We start from the raw sequence: 16,481 nt of genomic DNA, 5'->3' as shown, positions 1-16,481 counted from the left end.
GAGTTGTGTCTACACCCTGTCGGAGTGTCGGGATGCGATTTCGTTGGCGGCTGCTCGCATGCGCGGCCTGATCTCATCCATCAAGACATCAGGCGAAAAGTGACGCGCTGGCCCAGCGGCGCTGAGCACAACCATAGGAAGCTCATTGCCAAGAGAAACGGGCGTGGCGATGCTGTGAATCTCCTCTTTCCATTCTCCGAAGGACGTGACACAGCCATGCTGCTGCAGGTCCGTGATAGCGCGGCGCACACCATCGTTGATCCGGTGCCATCCTGCGGGCGCGAGCGTCCTCAGCCGGTTGAGCAATGCGTCGCGAACATCTTCCGGAGCGCCCGCGAGGTAGCCACGGCCAGCCGCAGTGACAGCAATGGGCACGCGTGATCCGATGGTCAACTGGAACCCCACCGCGCAGTTCTCGACTTGAGTGGCTGCGATGTAGACCATCGACAGGTCGTCGCGAAATGACATGGAAATCATCGCACCGGTCTGCTCAGCGAGTTCCTGGAGGACCGGAGTGCTTGCTTCCTTGAGCCCAAGGCGGGACAACGCGGTGCCAGACAAAGCGAGGGTGGCAATGCCGAGTTTGTACCGCCCTGTTTCATGCACGTGGTGCAGATAGCCAAGTTCCGTGAGTGTATGCGTCAGCCGCGACACCGTCGATTTTGGCAAGGAGCAAATCCGCGCAAGGTCCTGGTTGCTCAAGCGATCCTCGGCGGATCGGAATGCGCGAAGAAGATGCAAGCCACGGGCGAGTGCAATCACGAACTGCCGATCGCCTTCCCCGCGGGCTGGCATGGTTCCATCGTGCTGCTTCATTGTTCCGGCTGCTTTCCGTGTGCGTTGCGTTCGATCCGCGGTGTTGTGCCGCCACCTTCACCGTTAGAAGAGTGGAGTATCCGCAGCGAGTTTCAGGAACCCTCGTGCGTTCCGCGCTGCGAAATCGGGAATGCGATCTCTCTGACGACAAGGCAGAGATGGAGGCACTCGGACGTTTCCACAAGGGACCGCAGCCACGGTGACGTGCCACTCCGCGCGTGTCCATGTCCGAACAGAGCAGGGGGCTTCGAAGAACGGAAGCGCGCACATGCCCAGGCACACCCCGAGTGGGCGGATGGCTTGCATTTCGGCGATGGAGGAGAAGTCCTCGCTTTGCCGTCCCGTAGGCTATAAGGCGTAGGTTTCGCCTGCACCATCGTCTATAGGCATCTGTCACATGGCGCCCAGACTCCCTCTCTCAACAAGGAGTCCTCGATGGATGCTGCTTTCTGCCGTACTCGATTCTCACGGAGGACTCCTCCATTGGATGGAGGCCAAGAGAATCCAGGGTCCGTCATCGAACAGCGACTGGAGCCGCGAAATTCCCTTCCGCAGCCATCCGATCCTCTCGCAACTCCGTGGGACGCGCTTCAGGTAGCGTACTTCACCAGCGCCGCAGTCTGGAATTACCTCGCAACGCCCTTCGTTTTTGCTCAGCCCGGAGTCGAGGTGAGGGAAATGGAACCATGGTCAGAAGGGGACGAGACTTGGCGGCGTCTCGCGGTGACGTTCCCGAAGACCATCGCGAACCACAACGCGGAGCAGGTCTTCTATTACGACGATGCCTACATGCAAAGGCGGATGGACTACTCGTTGATGTCGTTCGGTGCTGCATGTGCTCCGCGGTAGGCTGCGCCGACTGCGCTTTGCCGGGCGTCCACTCCTGGCGCTCCTTCGTTGGTCTCCGACTCACGCACGGTTCACACCATCGTGCAATTGTGCGCGGTTGGTCGCCATGAGAACTTCTGAACCTACTGGAGAAGACTCATGGTGTATGCGATTTTCTCGGCTTCCGTTCTGTTGGGCATTTGTGCCATCTACGCGGGTGCCGTCGGTTGGCTCTACTTACGCCAGGAACGGCTGCTGTTCGAACCCGACCCTCTGCCCCTCGATGATCCGATCTGCATGGACGGCGACACGTGTGAATTCTTCATCGACGTGCGCGGGGCGCGGCTTTCGGTAGCACGCATGGCGCTCCCGGATCCGCGCGGGGTGTTCTTCTTCCTGCACGGCAATTCGGGCAATCTCAAGAAATGGTTTGTGGAGCTCGAACCCTTCCGGCAGGCGAACTTCGACGTGGTGATGCTGGATTACCGAGGTTTCGGGAAGAGCACCGGCCAGATCGAGAGCGAGCAGCAGCTGCACACCGATGTCATGGCTGTATGGACGTACTTTCGACCGATGTATGAAGGCAAGCGGGTGGTCATTTCCGGCCAGTCGCTCGGCACAGGGCTGGCCGCCGCGCTCGCGGCGCAGCTCTCCTCGGAGGGCAGCGCGCCGGATCTGACATTTCTGGTATCTCCTTACAGCAGCATGCGCGCGCTGGCCGCCGAGCTGTACCCCTGGGTGCCGGCGCGAGTCCTGCGGTATCCGCTGCAAACGCTGAAGTACGCGGCGAAGATGCTGGGGCCCGTCATGCTGATTCACGGGGAAAAGGACGAACTGATTGGCATTCACCACAGCGAGGCTCTGTGCAAGTCGATGCGCTCCGCGCATTTGCTGCGTGTCACGGAAGCGGGCCACGGAGACGTTCACCAATTCCCAATGGTTCGAAAGGCCCTGATGTCGGCGCTCGGCCGACTCTGAACCGGAGAAACCAATCCGCGGTCGTCGTGCACGTCGATTGTGGGTTCTCGGCCAGTGCAGGTATTCCCAAAGATCTCTTATGGAGCTTCTGGTTGGGTGCAACAAGAAACCGAAAAAGAGAACGTGGCCCCAGGACCATCGTTGAGAGCCGCCCACAGGCGGCCGTGATGGTTCTCAATGATGGAGCGGCTCACTGCAAGGCCGACTCCCATCCCGTCGCTCTTGGTGCTGTAGAAAGCCTCGAACAGTTTGTCCATCGTGTGCGGGTCGAAGCCGATCCCAGCGTCCTTCACGCTCAACCGCGCTGAATCGCCTTCCTCCCGTTCAGTTCGAATGAGCAGATTTCTGGGTCGATCATCGACTGTGTTCATGGCATCCAACGCGTTCCGGAGCAGATTGAGCACGACCTGCTGCAGTTGAATACGATCTCCCGTGACCAACGAGAGATCGTGCGCAAGTTCGGTCTTCACAATCACCTGCCTGCTCTCAATCTCACCAAGTGAGAGCGCAATCACTTCTCGTGCAGCTTCATTCAGGTCCACTGGCTCAAACGTCGGCGCTCTCTTGCTGAACAAAGCACGCAAGCGCGTAATGACTTCTGAAGCGCGGTATCCGTCCCGCATCGTCCGGCGCACCGCTTCGCGTGCACCGTCGAGATTTTGCGGATCGCTTGTCAGCATTCGAAGACAGGCGCCGCAGTTTGTGATGATGCCTGTCAACGGCTGGTTGAGCTCGTGCGCAATGGACGCCGACATCTGCCCTAGGATCGCAACGCGATTTGCATGAGCGAATATCAGCTGGAGTTCGTGGTTTCGTCGCTGCTCATCCTGAAGCCGCTTGGTTTCCGAAATGTCCCGATAGATCACATACCCAGCATTCCCATTGTCAGTGGATGGCACAGGAACGCAGATCAGGGAGACTGGAATGCGCGTGCCGTCCTTGCGTTTGCGAACGGTCTCCACCGCAAATGCGTCCAAAGTCTGAGCCATCCGATTCATGAAACCCTCGACCTCTTCCTGCAGATCGTCTGGCGCAATCAGTTCTTTGATTGTCTGACCAATCGCCTCGTCTGCCGTATAGCCAAAGATCTTCGTGAATGCCGGGTTGACACGGGTGATCATGCGGTCGCGATCGACCATGACAACAGCCTCTGGAACTCTCGCGAACAGCTCACTGAGATGTGCCCGTTGGTCTTCCAGTTCGTTGCCCAATCGCTCCAAGGTCTTCAAATCATCCTGCAAGACATCGCGGCAAAGACACAGGAGCTCCTGGTAGGCGTCGCTGTACGGATTGGTTTTGTCATCAAGGACGCAAATTGTTCCGAAGATCCGCCCATCAGGCCAAAGAACGGGAAATCCCAGGTACGAAACCATCCCTGTCTTGATCTCGGGAGCATCCTTCCAGCGAATGTCATCCAACGCGTTTGGAACAAGGAGTGGCTCGCGGTTTTTGATGACTGTTTCGCAGAAGGTCCCAATGTCCATCGCGAAGGTGTCGTCGTTTGGGAAGGGGTTCCCCTCGGAATTGCTGGAGGCGACGATTTTGTAGTACGTGTACGGTGGTTCGAGTTTGGTCACCACCGCCGACGGGACGTGCACGACCTCCGCCAAGAGATCCACAATTCGCTGCCACTTCCGAAAAACCTCGGACGGTATTGCAATCTCTGTAGAAACTGAGTTCACGGCGCGGCCCCTGCGGAGCGTCTAGGCAGGTCCTTCGACGGTTGAGCAAAAAGCCGTCTACTGTCCAAAGAAAATTCGGGCACGTGCGTACCTCCGGCTGCCCCGAAATTGCGTAAGCCAGATTCGGAGCTTCGCGCTTGCGCCCCCGAGATCGGAGGGTGCAACTCGCCCGCCGATTATGGCGTCACACATTCCATCAAAGTCTATGGGACTTTGGTATTGGTCCGCTGACTTTTGCCCCGTGACCGGCTCGGGGCGGGCGCCGCGGCTGCGCGCAGTGCGATGTCCTCGGCAGCGCGCTGATTAGAGGAGAAGCGCCTGAGGGTGAACAGCAGCTGATCTGGATCCTGGACTGTCATCTCGACTCGTGCGTGGGTTCGCTCGGAGCGGGTGTTCGCAGACCGCTGCATTAGCCTCGTGTTGGCAAGACAGCCCTTGCGTTCCGCACTGCGAAACTGAGGATGGCTGTTGGAATGCCGATGCATGCAATTCTGAATGCAGAATCGGCCCTCCTTCCCCGCAGGACCGTCGGTGTGAGAACACCGGCGGCCGATCGCGAGCCAGACGCAGTGCTGAAGAGATGAAAAACCCTGGGGTGCAATCACGCAGTTGGCGTACACGAGCGTTTCGACAAGGTGCGGGAGTTTTGAGTAAGTGGAACGCTGAGGGCGCTGATGTCAGAGAAGACCAGAGAGGCGTACGAGGAGTGGAAACGCGCAGACTCAGCGGCCCGCGAGGTCGAAAGCCGCCTTCAGGCCGTGTGGGCGGCGTGGGACATGGGAGCAGATCCACCCACGGCCGCCGTGCTGGCCGAGGTCTCTCGGCTCCGTGCGGCTGCAAGCTATCGTCTTGCCGTCGTCGTCGCATCGCTGTCTGAAACGAGTGTTCATCGGCGTGCCGACAAGCTCTGAGCGCGCCTTCAGAAAGATGTCCATTGAGATTTGGGAGTGCGGGGCGCGCGAATGCTTGTGCACGACCGTACGCACACGTGGATCACCGCTGATTGGTTGGGTTCACAAAGAGCGGTCGTAAGTGACACTCGTCCCAGAATTTCAAATGTCAGCGCTCATCCCAGAATTCGATCGAACCGTCGCTCCTTGCAGCGTTCCCTTTCAAAGCGGTGACACGGTCAGTACGCTCCACGACCGTGGGTTGATGACGGTGATCGTGGTGATCGGCAACAAGGTTCATTGCGAATGGCTTGTGGGCACCGAACTTTGGCAGTGCGGCTTTGCGGCGAGCGGCCTTAGGTTGGTAAACAGACCCAGGCCGCGCCACATACTTTGAAGAGCTCGGGTGGGAGTAGGCGTCGCCGCGCCAAGTCACCGGTGGCCGTACTCGGTGAATACGTAATCTCGTTGTTTGGCGATGGTGTGGCAGGCTACACCGCATTTGGCGTCGTTTGCCTGCGGAGGTGTGTCCGCGGTAGTTGCGGGCCTGAACGTATCGGTCCCGGCGTCGTACTTGAAGAACGCATATCCCCATCCGCCGTCATTCCCGAAACGCTTGCTGTCCTTGACCATGAAGTCGACGTCGTTTTGTGCGCCTGGCACCGTCACATCCGGAAAGAATTCGCTCTTTTTGGGAGCCCAATGAATCTTGGCCATCTTGGCGCCGTCGGGAACAGGTTTTCCATTCGACGGAAAGCCGGCCTTGTAGGCACTGATCATCGCGGGGTTCCCCACGGTAACGGCTATGGCCGTGCCACCGTGACTCACCGAGATCACCTCCCAGGTTTCGTACCCTTTGAACTCGGCAAACGATAGCCCGCCTGGAACCTTCAAGCTGTACTTGTCCTGCATGGCGTCCGCCGCCGAAGCAGCGATGAAGATGCCGGAACCAGCAAGGATGACGGCACCGATCAGGGTACAGAGAGATCTAACAGGCATTTGCATGACGAACTCCTAATTGAGGATGGATTGATTCGGAAGTCCGACAGGATTCCGAGATCGGGTTCAATCACATCACGTGGTCATGCACTCTGCCGCGCACCTTGGCACGTGGCGGACCTAGGCCATTGGGAGGATCCCCGCTTCCGGGGAAGGTCGGGTGCACTGAGGACGCTGGTGTCCCACGGTGTTCGGGTGTGGCTGCACGACCGATGCTGATTGACCTTCTTGCGCCGACCCGAACAGGTGACACAGGTCTACGAAGAAGGGAGAGGAGCCTACAAGCGAAGCGGGGAACGAAGGGCCACTGCTTGCTTCAAACCGGAGCTTTGCGCCACAAGTTTGCCTACTCGGGGAAGCAAAACGGGCGATCCGTTATAGGGGTACAGTACGGGTACCTGTTTTGGAGCACGTTAGAAAAAGCATGCTGCAGCAGGTACTTAGGCGCCCGATACTGCTGCCTCCTGCTCCGCCAGAAACAAAGGCCCATCGCTATTGAACCTATAGCGATGGGCCTTTTCCTTTGTCCGCGAGTAGTGTGAATCCGTCGGGCAGCGAGCAAGCGATGTGCTCGCGTCCGCCCTTTGCTCCGCCGGCCAATCGCCCGTTGCTCTTTGTCTCTACCCTGCACAACCAGCGAGCTACGAGCTACCTGTCTCCGTGAGGGCGCCGCTTGTCTGCCAGCTTCCGTGCGCGGATTCCCGCTGCGGCATGCTGACCAGGCCAGCAAGAAACAGGAGTTGGGAATGAGATCTTTGCAAATGCTTGGGCTTGGTCGACTGTTCAAAAGCAAGCTGCAGCGGCGACTGGAGGCCCTTGTCCACGCGGCGCAGGACGTGGACTTGCTGCCGCGCGCCGAGTGGCTGCGACGCGCCGCCGAAGCGAGCCGCCGACAAAGGATTGCCGCCAGGCTCGCGCCGCACCCTCAGCTGGGATCCTTCGGCGCGCTGGTGTAGGCGGCCGTCCGCACGGTCCGCGCGCCGAACTGATTGCGGCGTCGTCAGCGCTGCGGCTCACCCAGTCGCCCTGCGCGGAAGTCGCTCAAGGCCTGGTAGATCTCCTGCTGCGTGTTCATCACGAACGGGCCGTACTGCACGATAGTCTCCTTGAGCGGCCGGCCTGCGATGAGCAGCGCCTTCGTGTCCGGACCGGCCTCGATCACGACGCCGTCCGCGCGTGGTTCGTTCGCCAGGATGGCCATCCTGTGCGCCCCGACGACGGTTCCGCCCACAGTCGCCTCGCCCCGGTACACGTAGACGAATGCGTTGTGTCCGGCAGGCAGGGGCTGTTCGAAGCGGGTGCCGCGCGGCAGGTGCAGGTCCAGGTACAGGGGCTGCGTCGTTTCGCGCGTCACCGCGCCTTGCACCCCGTGGCTCTCGCCGGCAATCACCGTCACGGCGACACCTTCCGGCGTGGTCAGCTTGGGCAACTGCGCGTCCTGGAAGTCGCGGTACCACGGGTCCTTCATCTTCTCGCTGCTATGAAGGTTCAGCCAGAGCTGGAAACCTTCCATGACACCTTCTTCCTGCTGCGGAATCTCCGAATGGATCACGCCCTTCGCGGCCGTCATCCACTGCACGCCGCCGTTTTGCAGCAGCCCTTCGTGGCCGGCGCTGTCGCGATGGCGCATGCGGCCGGCAATCATGTACGTCACGGTTTCGAAGCCGCGGTGCGGGTGGTCGGGAAAGCCGGCGATGTAGTCGTGCGGGTTGTCGCTGCCGAAGGCATCCAGCATCAGGAACGGGTCGAGCCGCTGCTGCAGGTCCTGCGTGAGCACGCGGGTGAGCTTGACGCCGGCGCCGTCGGAAGTGGCCTGTCCGGAGACCAGGCGCTCGACGGAGCGGGAAAGGGTGACGGCGGGGGAGAGTGTGGTGCTGTTCATGTCCTTGCCTTGCGGGTTCGATGCAGGTTGAAATTCATGCGCAGACGACGGCGGGGTGCCGCCGTCGTCCGGTCGTACTAGCGTGTCAGGCTGCTGCGAGTCGCGCGGTGGCCGGCGCACTGCGCGCGTCCACGCTCCAGCCGCCGGCGCCGCTCGCCACCAGGGCCAGCAGGCCGCCCGCCACTGCGATGTTCTTGTAGAACAGCAGTTGCGTGACGAAGGCCTGGTCGGCGGGCACGGCCCAGAATGCATGGAAGAAGTAGCTGGCCACCAGCGTGAAGGCCGCGAGCACCAGCGCCGCGATGCGCGTCTGGTAGCCGAACAGCAGGGCCAGGCCACCCACGATCTCGACCGCCAGGGCCAGCGCCGCACCCGCGGTGGGCAAGGGCAGGCCCACCGACGAGATGTAGCCGACGGTGCCGGCAAAGCCCGTGAGCTTGCCGATGCCGGCGGGCAGGAATAGCGCCACCAACAGCAGGCGGGCTGCGAAGGAGAAGGCGTCTTGCGCGGAGCTGGACGGGACGAAAGCGGCGGAAGCGGTGCGGGCGGTCATGAGGGTCTCCAGTGGGTTTGAATACGGTGAATGAACTGTATTCCGCACAAATCCTGCTGAAAATCCATGGAAATGGATAACATTGTTCCCTCGATGGAACAAAGCAAAGACCTCGTCGACCCCAACGATCTCCTGATCTTTGCGTACGTGGCCGAACTGGGGAGCTTCAGCCGCACCGCCGAACGACTGGGACTGCCCAAATCCACGGTGTCGCGGCGCCTCGCGGGGCTGGAGCAGCGCCTGGGGGAGCGGCTGCTGCTGCGCACGACGCGGCGGCAGGCCCTGACGGAGTTCGGCGAGCAGTTGCTGGCGCATGCGCGCCAAGTGGCTGACGAGGTCGAGGCAGTCGGAGCACTGAGCGCGCATCGGCAAGCGGCACCCAGCGGGCGGCTGCGCGTGTCCATGCCCGCCGATTTCGCCAACCTCCTGCTGGCGGACTCGCTCGCGGCTTTCGTGGCGCTGCACCCGGCCATCACGCTGGAGCTGGATCTCTCGCCCCGCCGCGTCGACCTGCTGGCGGAAGGCTTCGACCTTGCAGTGCGCGCGGGCGACCTGCCGGACGACAGCCTGTTGGCCGCACGACAGCTGAAGGTGATGTCCAACGGCCTCTATGCATCGCCCAACTACCTGGCCGAACACGGCCAGCCGGCGACGCCCGAGGACCTGATGAACCACGCGGCCGTGCGGCTGCCCGGAGCCAGCGGCGAACCCGCACCGTGGACCCTGGCGCAGGGCGAGCAGCGCTGGGAAGGCTTGCCACCGGGGCGACTGATCGCGAATTCTCCCGACTTGCTGGTGCGCCTTGCGCGGGCAGGGGCGGGCATTGCCTCCGTGCCCGACGACTTCGCACTGCCGGACGTGCGCCAGGGCCTGTTGCAGCGCGTGTTGCCGGGCTGGTGCGCACCCAGCGTCACGGCGTGGGCGGTGTTCCCCGGGCGCAAGCTGATGCCGACCAAGACGCGCGCGTTCATCGACATGCTGCGCATTGCGTTGGGGGCAGACGACGCCGCGGCAGGTCGGTCAGCACGTTAGCAATGCGCGCTGCAACGACTCCAAGACCCAAGTCCGACCGATCCCCGACGGATCGCTGACGACTCGAACGAGAGGCGGTCCTAAGCTTCCTTCATCCCTCAACACGGAGTGAAAGAAGGAAACCATGAGCCGCAAACTCTTATTCGGAGCGCTTGTCCTCGCCACCGCCGCCACCGGCGCTTTCGCCGATGACATCACCATCGATCCCCATTCCTTCGCCTCGACGCGCACACCCGCGCAAGTGCAGGCGGAGCTGGCGCAGTACAAGCGCGAGGGCGTGAACCCGTGGTCCATTGCGTACAACCCGTTGCGTCAATTCCATTCCGAGAAGACGCGCGCCCAGGTGGAGCAGGAATACCTCGCCTCGCGCGACGAAGTGGGCGCACTCTCGGGGGAGGACAGCGGCGCGGCGTGGCTGGCACAGCACCGTGGCGCGGAGGCTCCATCGCACGTGGCCGGTTTCCCCAGCCGCCACCAGTGACCGGCAAATCCTGATCGACAAGCGAGCCGTGCCCGGACGATGCCAGGATCCGGCATGGGGCACGCCCCTTCCCTCACACGGGGCAGGCGCTGTCCTGCGCTGACCCCATCTTGACGCGTGGAGCTCCACGGCTGACGGGGCGCAGCCACAGGTCCCTTTCCTCGACCCATGAAGAAGAAGTACCGAATTCTCGGCGCTCACCTTGCCGCTGCCATCTGCATCCTTGGATTCACCTGCACCGCGAAATCCGCTCCCGCCTCCGAGGCGGATGCGTGGTGGCGTCCCGATTCACTCTCCGCGCAGGCCGGTGCCGGGCACCAGGTCGACTCCGTGGGCCTGGGCGCCGCCTGGGATTGGAACTGGCACGAGCACACGGGCGCAGGCCTGGTGACGGGCTCGACCGAACTCTCGCTGGCGCGGTGGCGCGGCACCCGCGGAGTTGACGACCAGCTTGCGACGCAAGTCGGGATCACGCCCATGCTGCGTCTGTACCCCGCGGGGGCGACCGCGGGATGGTTCGTCGAAGCCGGCATCGGCGCCAACGCCATCAGCCCCGTGTACCACAACGGAACGCGCAAGTTCTCCACCGTCTTCAACTTCGGCGATCGCCTCGGTGTCGGCCGCCGCTTCGGCGATCACCAGGAACACGAGTTCGCGCTGCGGGTGGAGCACTTTTCCAATTGCGGCGTGAGCGATCCCAACCCCGGCGAGAACTTCTTGCAGATGCGGTACGTTCGGCACTTCTGAGTGCGGCATGCACCCAGGAGACGCGGCCGGCGCCGTCAGCGTTCCTGCGGGTGGCAGCCGACCACGATCGCGGCCTTGACCGCCCGGAACAGCTCCACGCTGCCGACGCTGGGCGCGGTGACTGCCCGATGACGCGGATAGTCTGGCAGCGGCAACCCACTGTCGGCTTCCTGTATGGTGCGCCCCGCCAAGGGGCGGTCCCTGAGCGGTGCGGACGGCCGATGGTGGAAATGCAAAGGCGTCATGGCCACGCTCAAGCCGGGGGATGCACGCCCTCTGATCCGCAGGGCCGCGGTGGGCGCGATCCAAGCAGCAGCACGGAGCGCCCCGCCGCACCCGCGGCCACCCGCTGGAATCCGGTCAATGCATGGTCCGGCGTTCCCGTCCAGCCCACCGGCAGGCGCAGTCCGGTCGCGAAGCACGCGAGCAGGCTGTCCAGTGCCTCCGCGTCCGGCCGGAACACCACCCAGGTGTAGCGCCCGGAAGGGCTGCGCGATGTCACCCGGTCCCGCGCGGCACGGAGCGCTCCGCGGGCCCGCCACGCGCCGCGCACCCAGCCGAGCGCGTCGAACATGCCCAGCAGCGGATGCACGGTCGTCGCATGGCCGAGCGCATCGAACGCGAGCCGCGCGGACAGCGGCGCGTCGTCGTCCCAGCTGCCGAAGTTGAGCACGGCGCCGTAGTCGCCAGGCAGCCGCTGCAAGGCCTGCGGTCCGCGCGCGACCAACTCGCGTGCGCCGAGTTCACTGCAGGCGGCGAGCAGGTGGGCACTGTCCACCGCAGTGACTTCCGCACCCCAGCCGTTCAGCACGTGCAAGGCCATGCGCCCGAGCCCTCCGGCGGCCCCGTTCACCAGCACCTTGCGTCCGGCTGCTGTCGATGCGTGCAGTCCCGCGGAGCGCAGCGCGAGCCACATGGTCGTGAAGTTGTACGGCAGTGCGGCCAGCGCCTGGAGATCGGATCCGGCGGGCACGGGGCGCAGCCACTGCACCGGCACGACGACGCGCGAGGCATGGGCCCCGGCGGGGCCCGTCGGCTTCACGCCCACCACCAGGGTTCCCACCGCAGGCGCGGTCACGCCGGCGCCGAGTTCCCTGACGATGCCGACCACGTCGTTGCCCAGCACCAGCGGAAAGCGGCCGGCGCCGCGCAAGGACAGCAGGCGGGCCCCGTAGCCGCCGGCGCGCTTCACGTCGATCGGGTTGATGGAGCTGGCGATCTGCTCCGCCAGCACCTCGTCGCGGCCGGGGGAGCGCACCGGCAGGTCGCGCACGCTCAGCTGGGGCGGATCCGCCGGAGCGACACAAACGATGCTGCGGGCGGTGGTCATGCAGCCATTCCTTCCACTTGCCTCGTGACGGCGCGCGCCGGCGGGGGCGCGCTCACGATGGTGGTGGTCTGTTCGCCCAGGTCGATCGCGCCGTCGTCGGTGCGAATCGTGGCGCTGATGCGGTCGCCCGGCCGCAGGTACATCGGGTTGGCCGCGCCCTTGGCGATGAAGAGGCGCCACTTGGTCGCCTCGCTCATGAAGTGGCGCATGAGGAACAGCACCGGCTTCCCGGGAGCCCGCGCGGCGCATCCCGCCGGAGTTCCGGTGGCGATCAGGTCGCCGGCCGCCACGTCGAGAAGCGAGGCGAGTTCCGTGAGGGTGGCCGCGGGCTGGTGGATCATGTCGCCGCACAAGGAGTCCTGGCGCAGCTTGCCGTTGACCGCCAGGCGCATGTGCAACTCTGGCCAGCGCAGCCAGTCCTGCGCGTCCAGCAGCACGATGCCGGGGCCGACCGGGCCGAAGCCGCGGAAGCTCTTGCCCTTGAAGAACTGTCCCTGCGGCAGCTGCACGTCCCGCGCGGACAGGTCGTTGACGATCGTGACGCCCGCCACCCACTCGTGCAGCCGGTCGGCCGCGACGCGGGTGCCTGCGGGCAGGTCGCGCCGCATGACGAGCCCCAGCTCGATCTCGTAGTCCAGGAGCTTCACGCCTTGCGGCCGTGTCACGGGCGCGTCCGCCGCCGTGATGCACGAACTGGCCTTGGTGAAGAGCGTGTTGAACGGAAAGTCGCTCACCTTCAGCCCCGACTCGCGCACGTGGCTGCGGTAGTTCACGCCCTGGCAGAGGAACTGCTGATTGGTCGTGACCGGCGCGAGCACGCGCACCTCGGCGCGGGGGATGCGGGCGTCCTCGGGGCGCGTGCGCCAGAGCGCCTCCCAGTGGCGGGAGAGGACTTCGCCCGTGGTGGCGGCAGCGATGTCCAGGGGGGCGAGCAGGGCTCCGAACTGCACGGCCCAGAAGGTGCGCGTGCCGTCGTCGCAGCGAAGCAGGATGCGTGGCATGGGGGGACTCCGGGAGAGATCAGGACCAGGGGCGCGCGGGCGCGTCCATGGCTTGGGCGAGCAGCTTCAGGCGCTGCAAGGTGATGCGTTTGGCGCGCAGCAGGCGCAGCACGCGCAGCAGCGTGCGCAGGTTCATGGCCGGCTTCATCGACGCCGGCGCGTCGGGACCCCAGGCCCAGATGCTGCCGAACGAGAGCGGCGAGTAGCACGTTTCCACGTCCGCGGTGAACACGTCGCCGTCGGTGTAGTGCTCGTATTCGAAGCCGTCGGGATCGCGCCAATAGTCGAACAGCTGGCTGCCCAGCAGGTGCCGGCCGATGCCCCAGAGGTGCCGCCAGCCCTGGGCGCGAAGCACCTGCTGTCCCTGACCCAGCGCGTCGAGATCGACGACCTCGTACGCGCTGTGCTCGTAGCGGTCCTCGATGGCGCCCACCAGCACCAGCGTGTGGTGGTCGGCCGGCGTGCTGCCGAGGTCCAGCCGCATGAAGGCGAGGGCGGGACTGCCGTCGGCGAGGTACTGCACGTCGGTGGGGATCAGCCCCAGCACGCGCATGTACCACTGCGCCATCCCGGCAAAGTCGATGGTCTGCAGCACCAGGTGGCCGAGGCGCACGACCCGCGCGGGCTCGATCGGGGTCCGCACCGTGGCGTTCACGCGCGGCGTGTGCACGGCCGTATTGGTGAGCGGGGTGACGGGAGTGCGGGTCGGCAGCGCAGCGGCCTGCGCCTGATGCTGCAGAAGCCACACGGGCCGGCCGGAGGGATCCTGGACCTCGATGCCGCGGCCCCCACCGGGCAGTTGCTGCGCATCCAGCCAGCGGCCGCCGAACTCGCGTTCATAGATCGCCAGGTCCGTCCCGCCGTCCATGAGGAATGCCGGGCCCAGGAAACGGTTGCTGCTGCCGCGCTGTGCGATGGCAATGCACGGAGCGACGCCGGTGCCGCGGGCCACCAGGCTCACCGGCGACGACGCCACGATCTCCAGCCCGAAACCGCGCCAGAAGCGTTCCGTCTCGGCGAGCGAGGTCTTTTCCCAGCGCAGGAAGGCGAGCGCGCAGGCCCGGCCTGCCGCGCCAGGGCGCGCCAGTCGCTGGACATTCGCGGGAAGCCGGCTTTCCGGTACGGCTTCCGGCTGGTGCAGGGCAATGCTCTTGCGCATGGGGGGCTCCGATCAGCTGGTCCGGCAGGGTGCGGGGATGGACAGGCAGTGCATGGGCCGCGATAATAATGACAAACGTGTCATGATGACAAGAGTTTGTTTATTACCCGCGACATGAACACTGACCATCCTGCCCATCCCGCCGCCGCCCCCGTGCTCGACTGCTTGCTCGGGCGCGGCGCTGTCGCTTGCGCGGAGGACGCGCGGCAGCTGGAGGCGGCCTTGCCGGATCCACTCGCCGGCGTCGCCAGCACCTATGCGCTGCTTCGGCAGGGGGCCCTGCGCAACCCGAACGCACCGGCGCTGTCCTTCTTCCTGGAGGCGGAGGATTTCGCGCAGCCGATGACCTGGAGCCACCGCGAGTGGTTGGAGCGCATCACGGCGACGGCGAACCTCCTGCGCAGTCTCGGCGTCGGCCGGCACGACACAGTCGCGTTCGTGCTGCCGAACCTGCCGGAAACGCACTGGGTGCTCTGGGGCGGCGAAGCGGCGGGCGCGGCGTTCGCGCTGAATCCGCAGCTCGATGCGGCCATGCTGCGCCAGCTGATGAACGCAGTCCGCCCGAAGGTGCTGGTGACCCTCGCGCCCGCTCCCGATGCGGACCTGTGGGAGCGTGCGACGGCGGCCGCCCTGGACGTTCCGAGCTTGCGCACCGTGCTCACCGTTTCGCCCCAGCGCTACGCGCGCGGGGCGGCAGCCTTCCTCAAGGCAGCACCGCCCGCGCTGGGTTGCGACGCTCGTGAGGCTCCCATGCAAGTGCTCGATTTCCACGAGGCCCTGCGCGGCGTGCAGGGCGATTCCCTGTCGTTCCGGGAGCCAGAGCTGGACGACGTAGCGTCCTACTTCTGTACCGGCGGGACCACGGGCACGCCGAAGATCGCCGTCCGCACGCATCGCACCGAAGCGGCCAATGCGATCCAGCTCGCGGCGATGTTCGGCAAGGAGGCCGCCAGCGGACCGCTGTTCTGCGGACTGCCCCTGTTCCATGTCAATGCGCAGATCGGCACCGGGCTGATGCCGTGGTCGCTCGGTGGCCACGTCGTGCTCGGCACGGCGGGTGGCTACCGCACGCGTGGATTGATCGCGGCATTCTGGGAGATCGCGCGGCACTATGCGCTGTTCTCCTTCTCGGGCGTTCCCACCATCTATTCCGCGCTGCTGTCGGCCCCGCGTGCGGGCCGCCCGCCCGGGTCGCTGCGCTACGGCCTGTGCGGGGCTGCGCCGATGCCCTTCGAACTGATCGAGTGCTTCCGCGAGGAAACCGGTGTCCAGGTGCTGGAGGGCTATGGCCTCACGGAAGGCGGCTGCGTGTCCACGCTCAATCCGCCGCGGGGACCGGCGCGGCCCGGCTCCATCGGCATCGGCCTGCCATGGCAGCAGGTGAAGGTGCTGGTCCCCGGCAGCGCGGACACGCCCGCGCGGGAAGCCGCGCCCGGCGAGGTGGGCACGATCGCGATCCGCGGCGACAACCTGTTTGCCGGCTACCTGAATCCCGCGCACAACGAGGGCGTGTGGCTGGTCGCGGCTGCAACTCCGGGCGGGCCGCTGCAGCAGTGGCTGAACACCGGCGACCTCGGGCGCGTGGATGCCGACGGCTACTTCTGGCTGACCGGGCGCAGCAAGGAACTGATCATCCGCGGCGGCCACAACATCGACCCCAAGTGGATCGAGGAGCCCTTGCACGCGCATCCCGCCGTGGCGTTTGCAGCCGCGGTGCCGCGGCCGGACGTGCACGCCGGCGAGGTGCCGACCGCGTACGTGCTGCTGCGCCCGGATGCGCAGGTGAGCGAGCAGGAACTGCAGGCCTGGGCGCAGGCCCGCATTGCCGAGCGCGCGGCCTGGCCCCGCAGGATCCAGATCCTTTCCACCCTTCCGCTCACCGCCGTGGGCAAGATCTTCAAGCCGGCGCTCGCGGAGCGGGAGATCCTGGCGGTGGTGCAGGAGGAAGCCGCGTCCATCGGCGTGGACCTCGTCTCCTGCGAGGTCGTGCGGGATCCTGGCCGTGGCGTGGTCGTGCGCTGGTCCGCTGCCGGCGACGCGAAGGCGTTGCGCGACCGGCTGGCGCTCTACACCTTCCGGCAGGAAATGGCCTGAGCATGCCGG

General features: G+C 64.9%; 13 protein-coding genes. 5 read left to right on the top strand and 8 right to left on the bottom strand.

Going from position 1 to position 16,481, the window contains the following annotated elements; translation table 11 throughout:
• Nucleotides 1-9 precede the first annotated feature (9 nt).
• Entirely contained in the window at nt 10-816 is an 807-nt protein-coding gene (locus tag AC1DSA_RS05740) for an IclR family transcriptional regulator (protein WP_477886968.1), read from the bottom strand.
• 987 nt (nt 817-1,803) lie between these two features.
• On the opposite strand from AC1DSA_RS05740, the gene AC1DSA_RS05735 reads away from it, so the two are divergent.
• Nucleotides 1,804-2,622 (top strand): alpha/beta hydrolase, encoded by an 819-nt coding sequence (locus AC1DSA_RS05735; protein WP_477886966.1) that lies wholly within the window; start codon nt 1,804-1,806, stop codon nt 2,620-2,622.
• A 77-nt stretch (nt 2,623-2,699) separates the two neighbouring features.
• On the opposite strand, the gene AC1DSA_RS05730 is transcribed toward AC1DSA_RS05735, so the two are convergent.
• The 4 genes from AC1DSA_RS05730 to AC1DSA_RS05715 all read right to left on the bottom strand — a co-directional run bounded on the left by AC1DSA_RS05730 (nt 2,700) and on the right by AC1DSA_RS05715 (nt 8,628).
• Nucleotides 2,700-4,241 (bottom strand): PAS domain S-box protein, encoded by a 1,542-nt coding sequence (locus tag AC1DSA_RS05730; RefSeq protein WP_477887424.1) that lies wholly within the window; start codon nt 4,239-4,241, stop codon nt 2,700-2,702.
• Between the two features lie 1,385 nt (nt 4,242-5,626).
• Nucleotides 5,627-6,199, bottom strand: coding sequence for a cytochrome P460 family protein (locus tag AC1DSA_RS05725; RefSeq protein WP_477886964.1), 573 nt, complete (start codon nt 6,197-6,199; stop codon nt 5,627-5,629).
• Nucleotides 6,200-7,193: 994 nt separating this feature from the next.
• The gene (locus AC1DSA_RS05720; protein WP_477886962.1) at nt 7,194-8,075 is read right to left on the bottom strand and encodes a pirin family protein; all 882 of its coding nucleotides are present in this window, start codon (nt 8,073-8,075) and stop codon (nt 7,194-7,196) included.
• An 85-nt stretch (nt 8,076-8,160) separates the two neighbouring features.
• Nucleotides 8,161-8,628: a DoxX family protein gene (locus AC1DSA_RS05715; protein ID WP_477886960.1), complete on the bottom strand. Its 468-nt coding sequence runs from the start codon at nt 8,626-8,628 to the stop codon at nt 8,161-8,163.
• A 93-nt stretch (nt 8,629-8,721) separates the two neighbouring features.
• On the opposite strand from AC1DSA_RS05715, the gene AC1DSA_RS05710 reads away from it, so the two are divergent.
• The 3 genes from AC1DSA_RS05710 (at nt 8,722) to AC1DSA_RS05700 (ending at nt 10,888) form a co-directional block, all read left to right on the top strand.
• Nucleotides 8,722-9,660: a LysR family transcriptional regulator gene (locus AC1DSA_RS05710; protein ID WP_477886958.1), complete on the top strand. Its 939-nt coding sequence runs from the start codon at nt 8,722-8,724 to the stop codon at nt 9,658-9,660.
• A 124-nt stretch (nt 9,661-9,784) separates the two neighbouring features.
• Nucleotides 9,785-10,141 carry a DUF4148 domain-containing protein gene (locus AC1DSA_RS05705; protein WP_477886956.1) on the top strand — a complete coding sequence of 119 codons (357 nt, stop codon included), beginning with the start codon at nt 9,785-9,787 and terminating at the stop codon, nt 10,139-10,141.
• 168 nt (nt 10,142-10,309) lie between these two features.
• Nucleotides 10,310-10,888, top strand: coding sequence for an acyloxyacyl hydrolase (locus tag AC1DSA_RS05700; RefSeq protein ID WP_477886954.1), 579 nt, complete (start codon nt 10,310-10,312; stop codon nt 10,886-10,888).
• A 253-nt stretch (nt 10,889-11,141) separates the two neighbouring features.
• On the opposite strand, the gene AC1DSA_RS05695 is transcribed toward AC1DSA_RS05700, so the two are convergent.
• From AC1DSA_RS05695 to AC1DSA_RS05685, 3 genes are read right to left on the bottom strand one after another with little or no spacing between them, the layout of a single operon-like run.
• Entirely contained in the window at nt 11,142-12,218 is a 1,077-nt protein-coding gene (locus AC1DSA_RS05695; protein ID WP_477886953.1) for a quinone oxidoreductase family protein, read from the bottom strand.
• Nucleotides 12,215-13,219: a fumarylacetoacetate hydrolase family protein gene (locus AC1DSA_RS05690; protein WP_477886952.1), complete on the bottom strand. Its 1,005-nt coding sequence runs from the start codon at nt 13,217-13,219 to the stop codon at nt 12,215-12,217. Before AC1DSA_RS05690 ends, AC1DSA_RS05695 begins: the two co-directional genes overlap by 4 nt.
• A 19-nt stretch (nt 13,220-13,238) precedes the next feature.
• The gene (locus tag AC1DSA_RS05685; RefSeq protein WP_477886950.1) at nt 13,239-14,378 is read right to left on the bottom strand and encodes a VOC family protein; all 1,140 of its coding nucleotides are present in this window, start codon (nt 14,376-14,378) and stop codon (nt 13,239-13,241) included.
• 114 nt (nt 14,379-14,492) lie between these two features.
• On the opposite strand from AC1DSA_RS05685, the gene AC1DSA_RS05680 reads away from it, so the two are divergent.
• Entirely contained in the window at nt 14,493-16,472 is a 1,980-nt protein-coding gene (locus tag AC1DSA_RS05680; protein WP_477886948.1) for an acyl-CoA synthetase, read from the top strand.
• The last annotated feature ends 9 nt before the right edge of the window (nt 16,473-16,481 follow it).

Source organism: Ramlibacter sp. P4_H7, assembly GCF_056400765.1.
Note: the sequence above shows the minus strand (reverse complement) of the source record. Positions and strands in the feature narration are given on the sequence as shown.

Excerpts from the sequence above, each read along its gene's own strand:
- AC1DSA_RS05735 (WP_477886966.1), top strand. The coding sequence starts at position 1,804 with ATGGTGTATGCGATTTTCTCGGCTTCCGTTCTGTTGGGCATTTGTGCC.
- AC1DSA_RS05720 (WP_477886962.1), bottom strand. The coding sequence starts at position 8,075 with ATGAACAGCACCACACTCTCCCCCGCCGTCACCCTTTCCCGCTCCGTC.
- AC1DSA_RS05680 (WP_477886948.1), top strand. The coding sequence starts at position 14,493 with ATGAACACTGACCATCCTGCCCATCCCGCCGCCGCCCCCGTGCTCGAC.
- AC1DSA_RS05725 (WP_477886964.1), bottom strand. The coding sequence starts at position 6,199 with ATGCAAATGCCTGTTAGATCTCTCTGTACCCTGATCGGTGCCGTCATC.
- AC1DSA_RS05695 (WP_477886953.1), bottom strand. The coding sequence starts at position 12,218 with ATGACCACCGCCCGCAGCATCGTTTGTGTCGCTCCGGCGGATCCGCCC.
- AC1DSA_RS05685 (WP_477886950.1), bottom strand. The coding sequence starts at position 14,378 with ATGCGCAAGAGCATTGCCCTGCACCAGCCGGAAGCCGTACCGGAAAGC.
- AC1DSA_RS05705 (WP_477886956.1), top strand. The coding sequence starts at position 9,785 with ATGAGCCGCAAACTCTTATTCGGAGCGCTTGTCCTCGCCACCGCCGCC.
- AC1DSA_RS05715 (WP_477886960.1), bottom strand. The coding sequence starts at position 8,628 with ATGACCGCCCGCACCGCTTCCGCCGCTTTCGTCCCGTCCAGCTCCGCG.
- AC1DSA_RS05690 (WP_477886952.1), bottom strand. The coding sequence starts at position 13,219 with ATGCCACGCATCCTGCTTCGCTGCGACGACGGCACGCGCACCTTCTGG.
- AC1DSA_RS05740 (WP_477886968.1), bottom strand. The coding sequence starts at position 816 with ATGAAGCAGCACGATGGAACCATGCCAGCCCGCGGGGAAGGCGATCGG.
- AC1DSA_RS05710 (WP_477886958.1), top strand. The coding sequence starts at position 8,722 with ATGGAACAAAGCAAAGACCTCGTCGACCCCAACGATCTCCTGATCTTT.
- AC1DSA_RS05700 (WP_477886954.1), top strand. The coding sequence starts at position 10,310 with ATGAAGAAGAAGTACCGAATTCTCGGCGCTCACCTTGCCGCTGCCATC.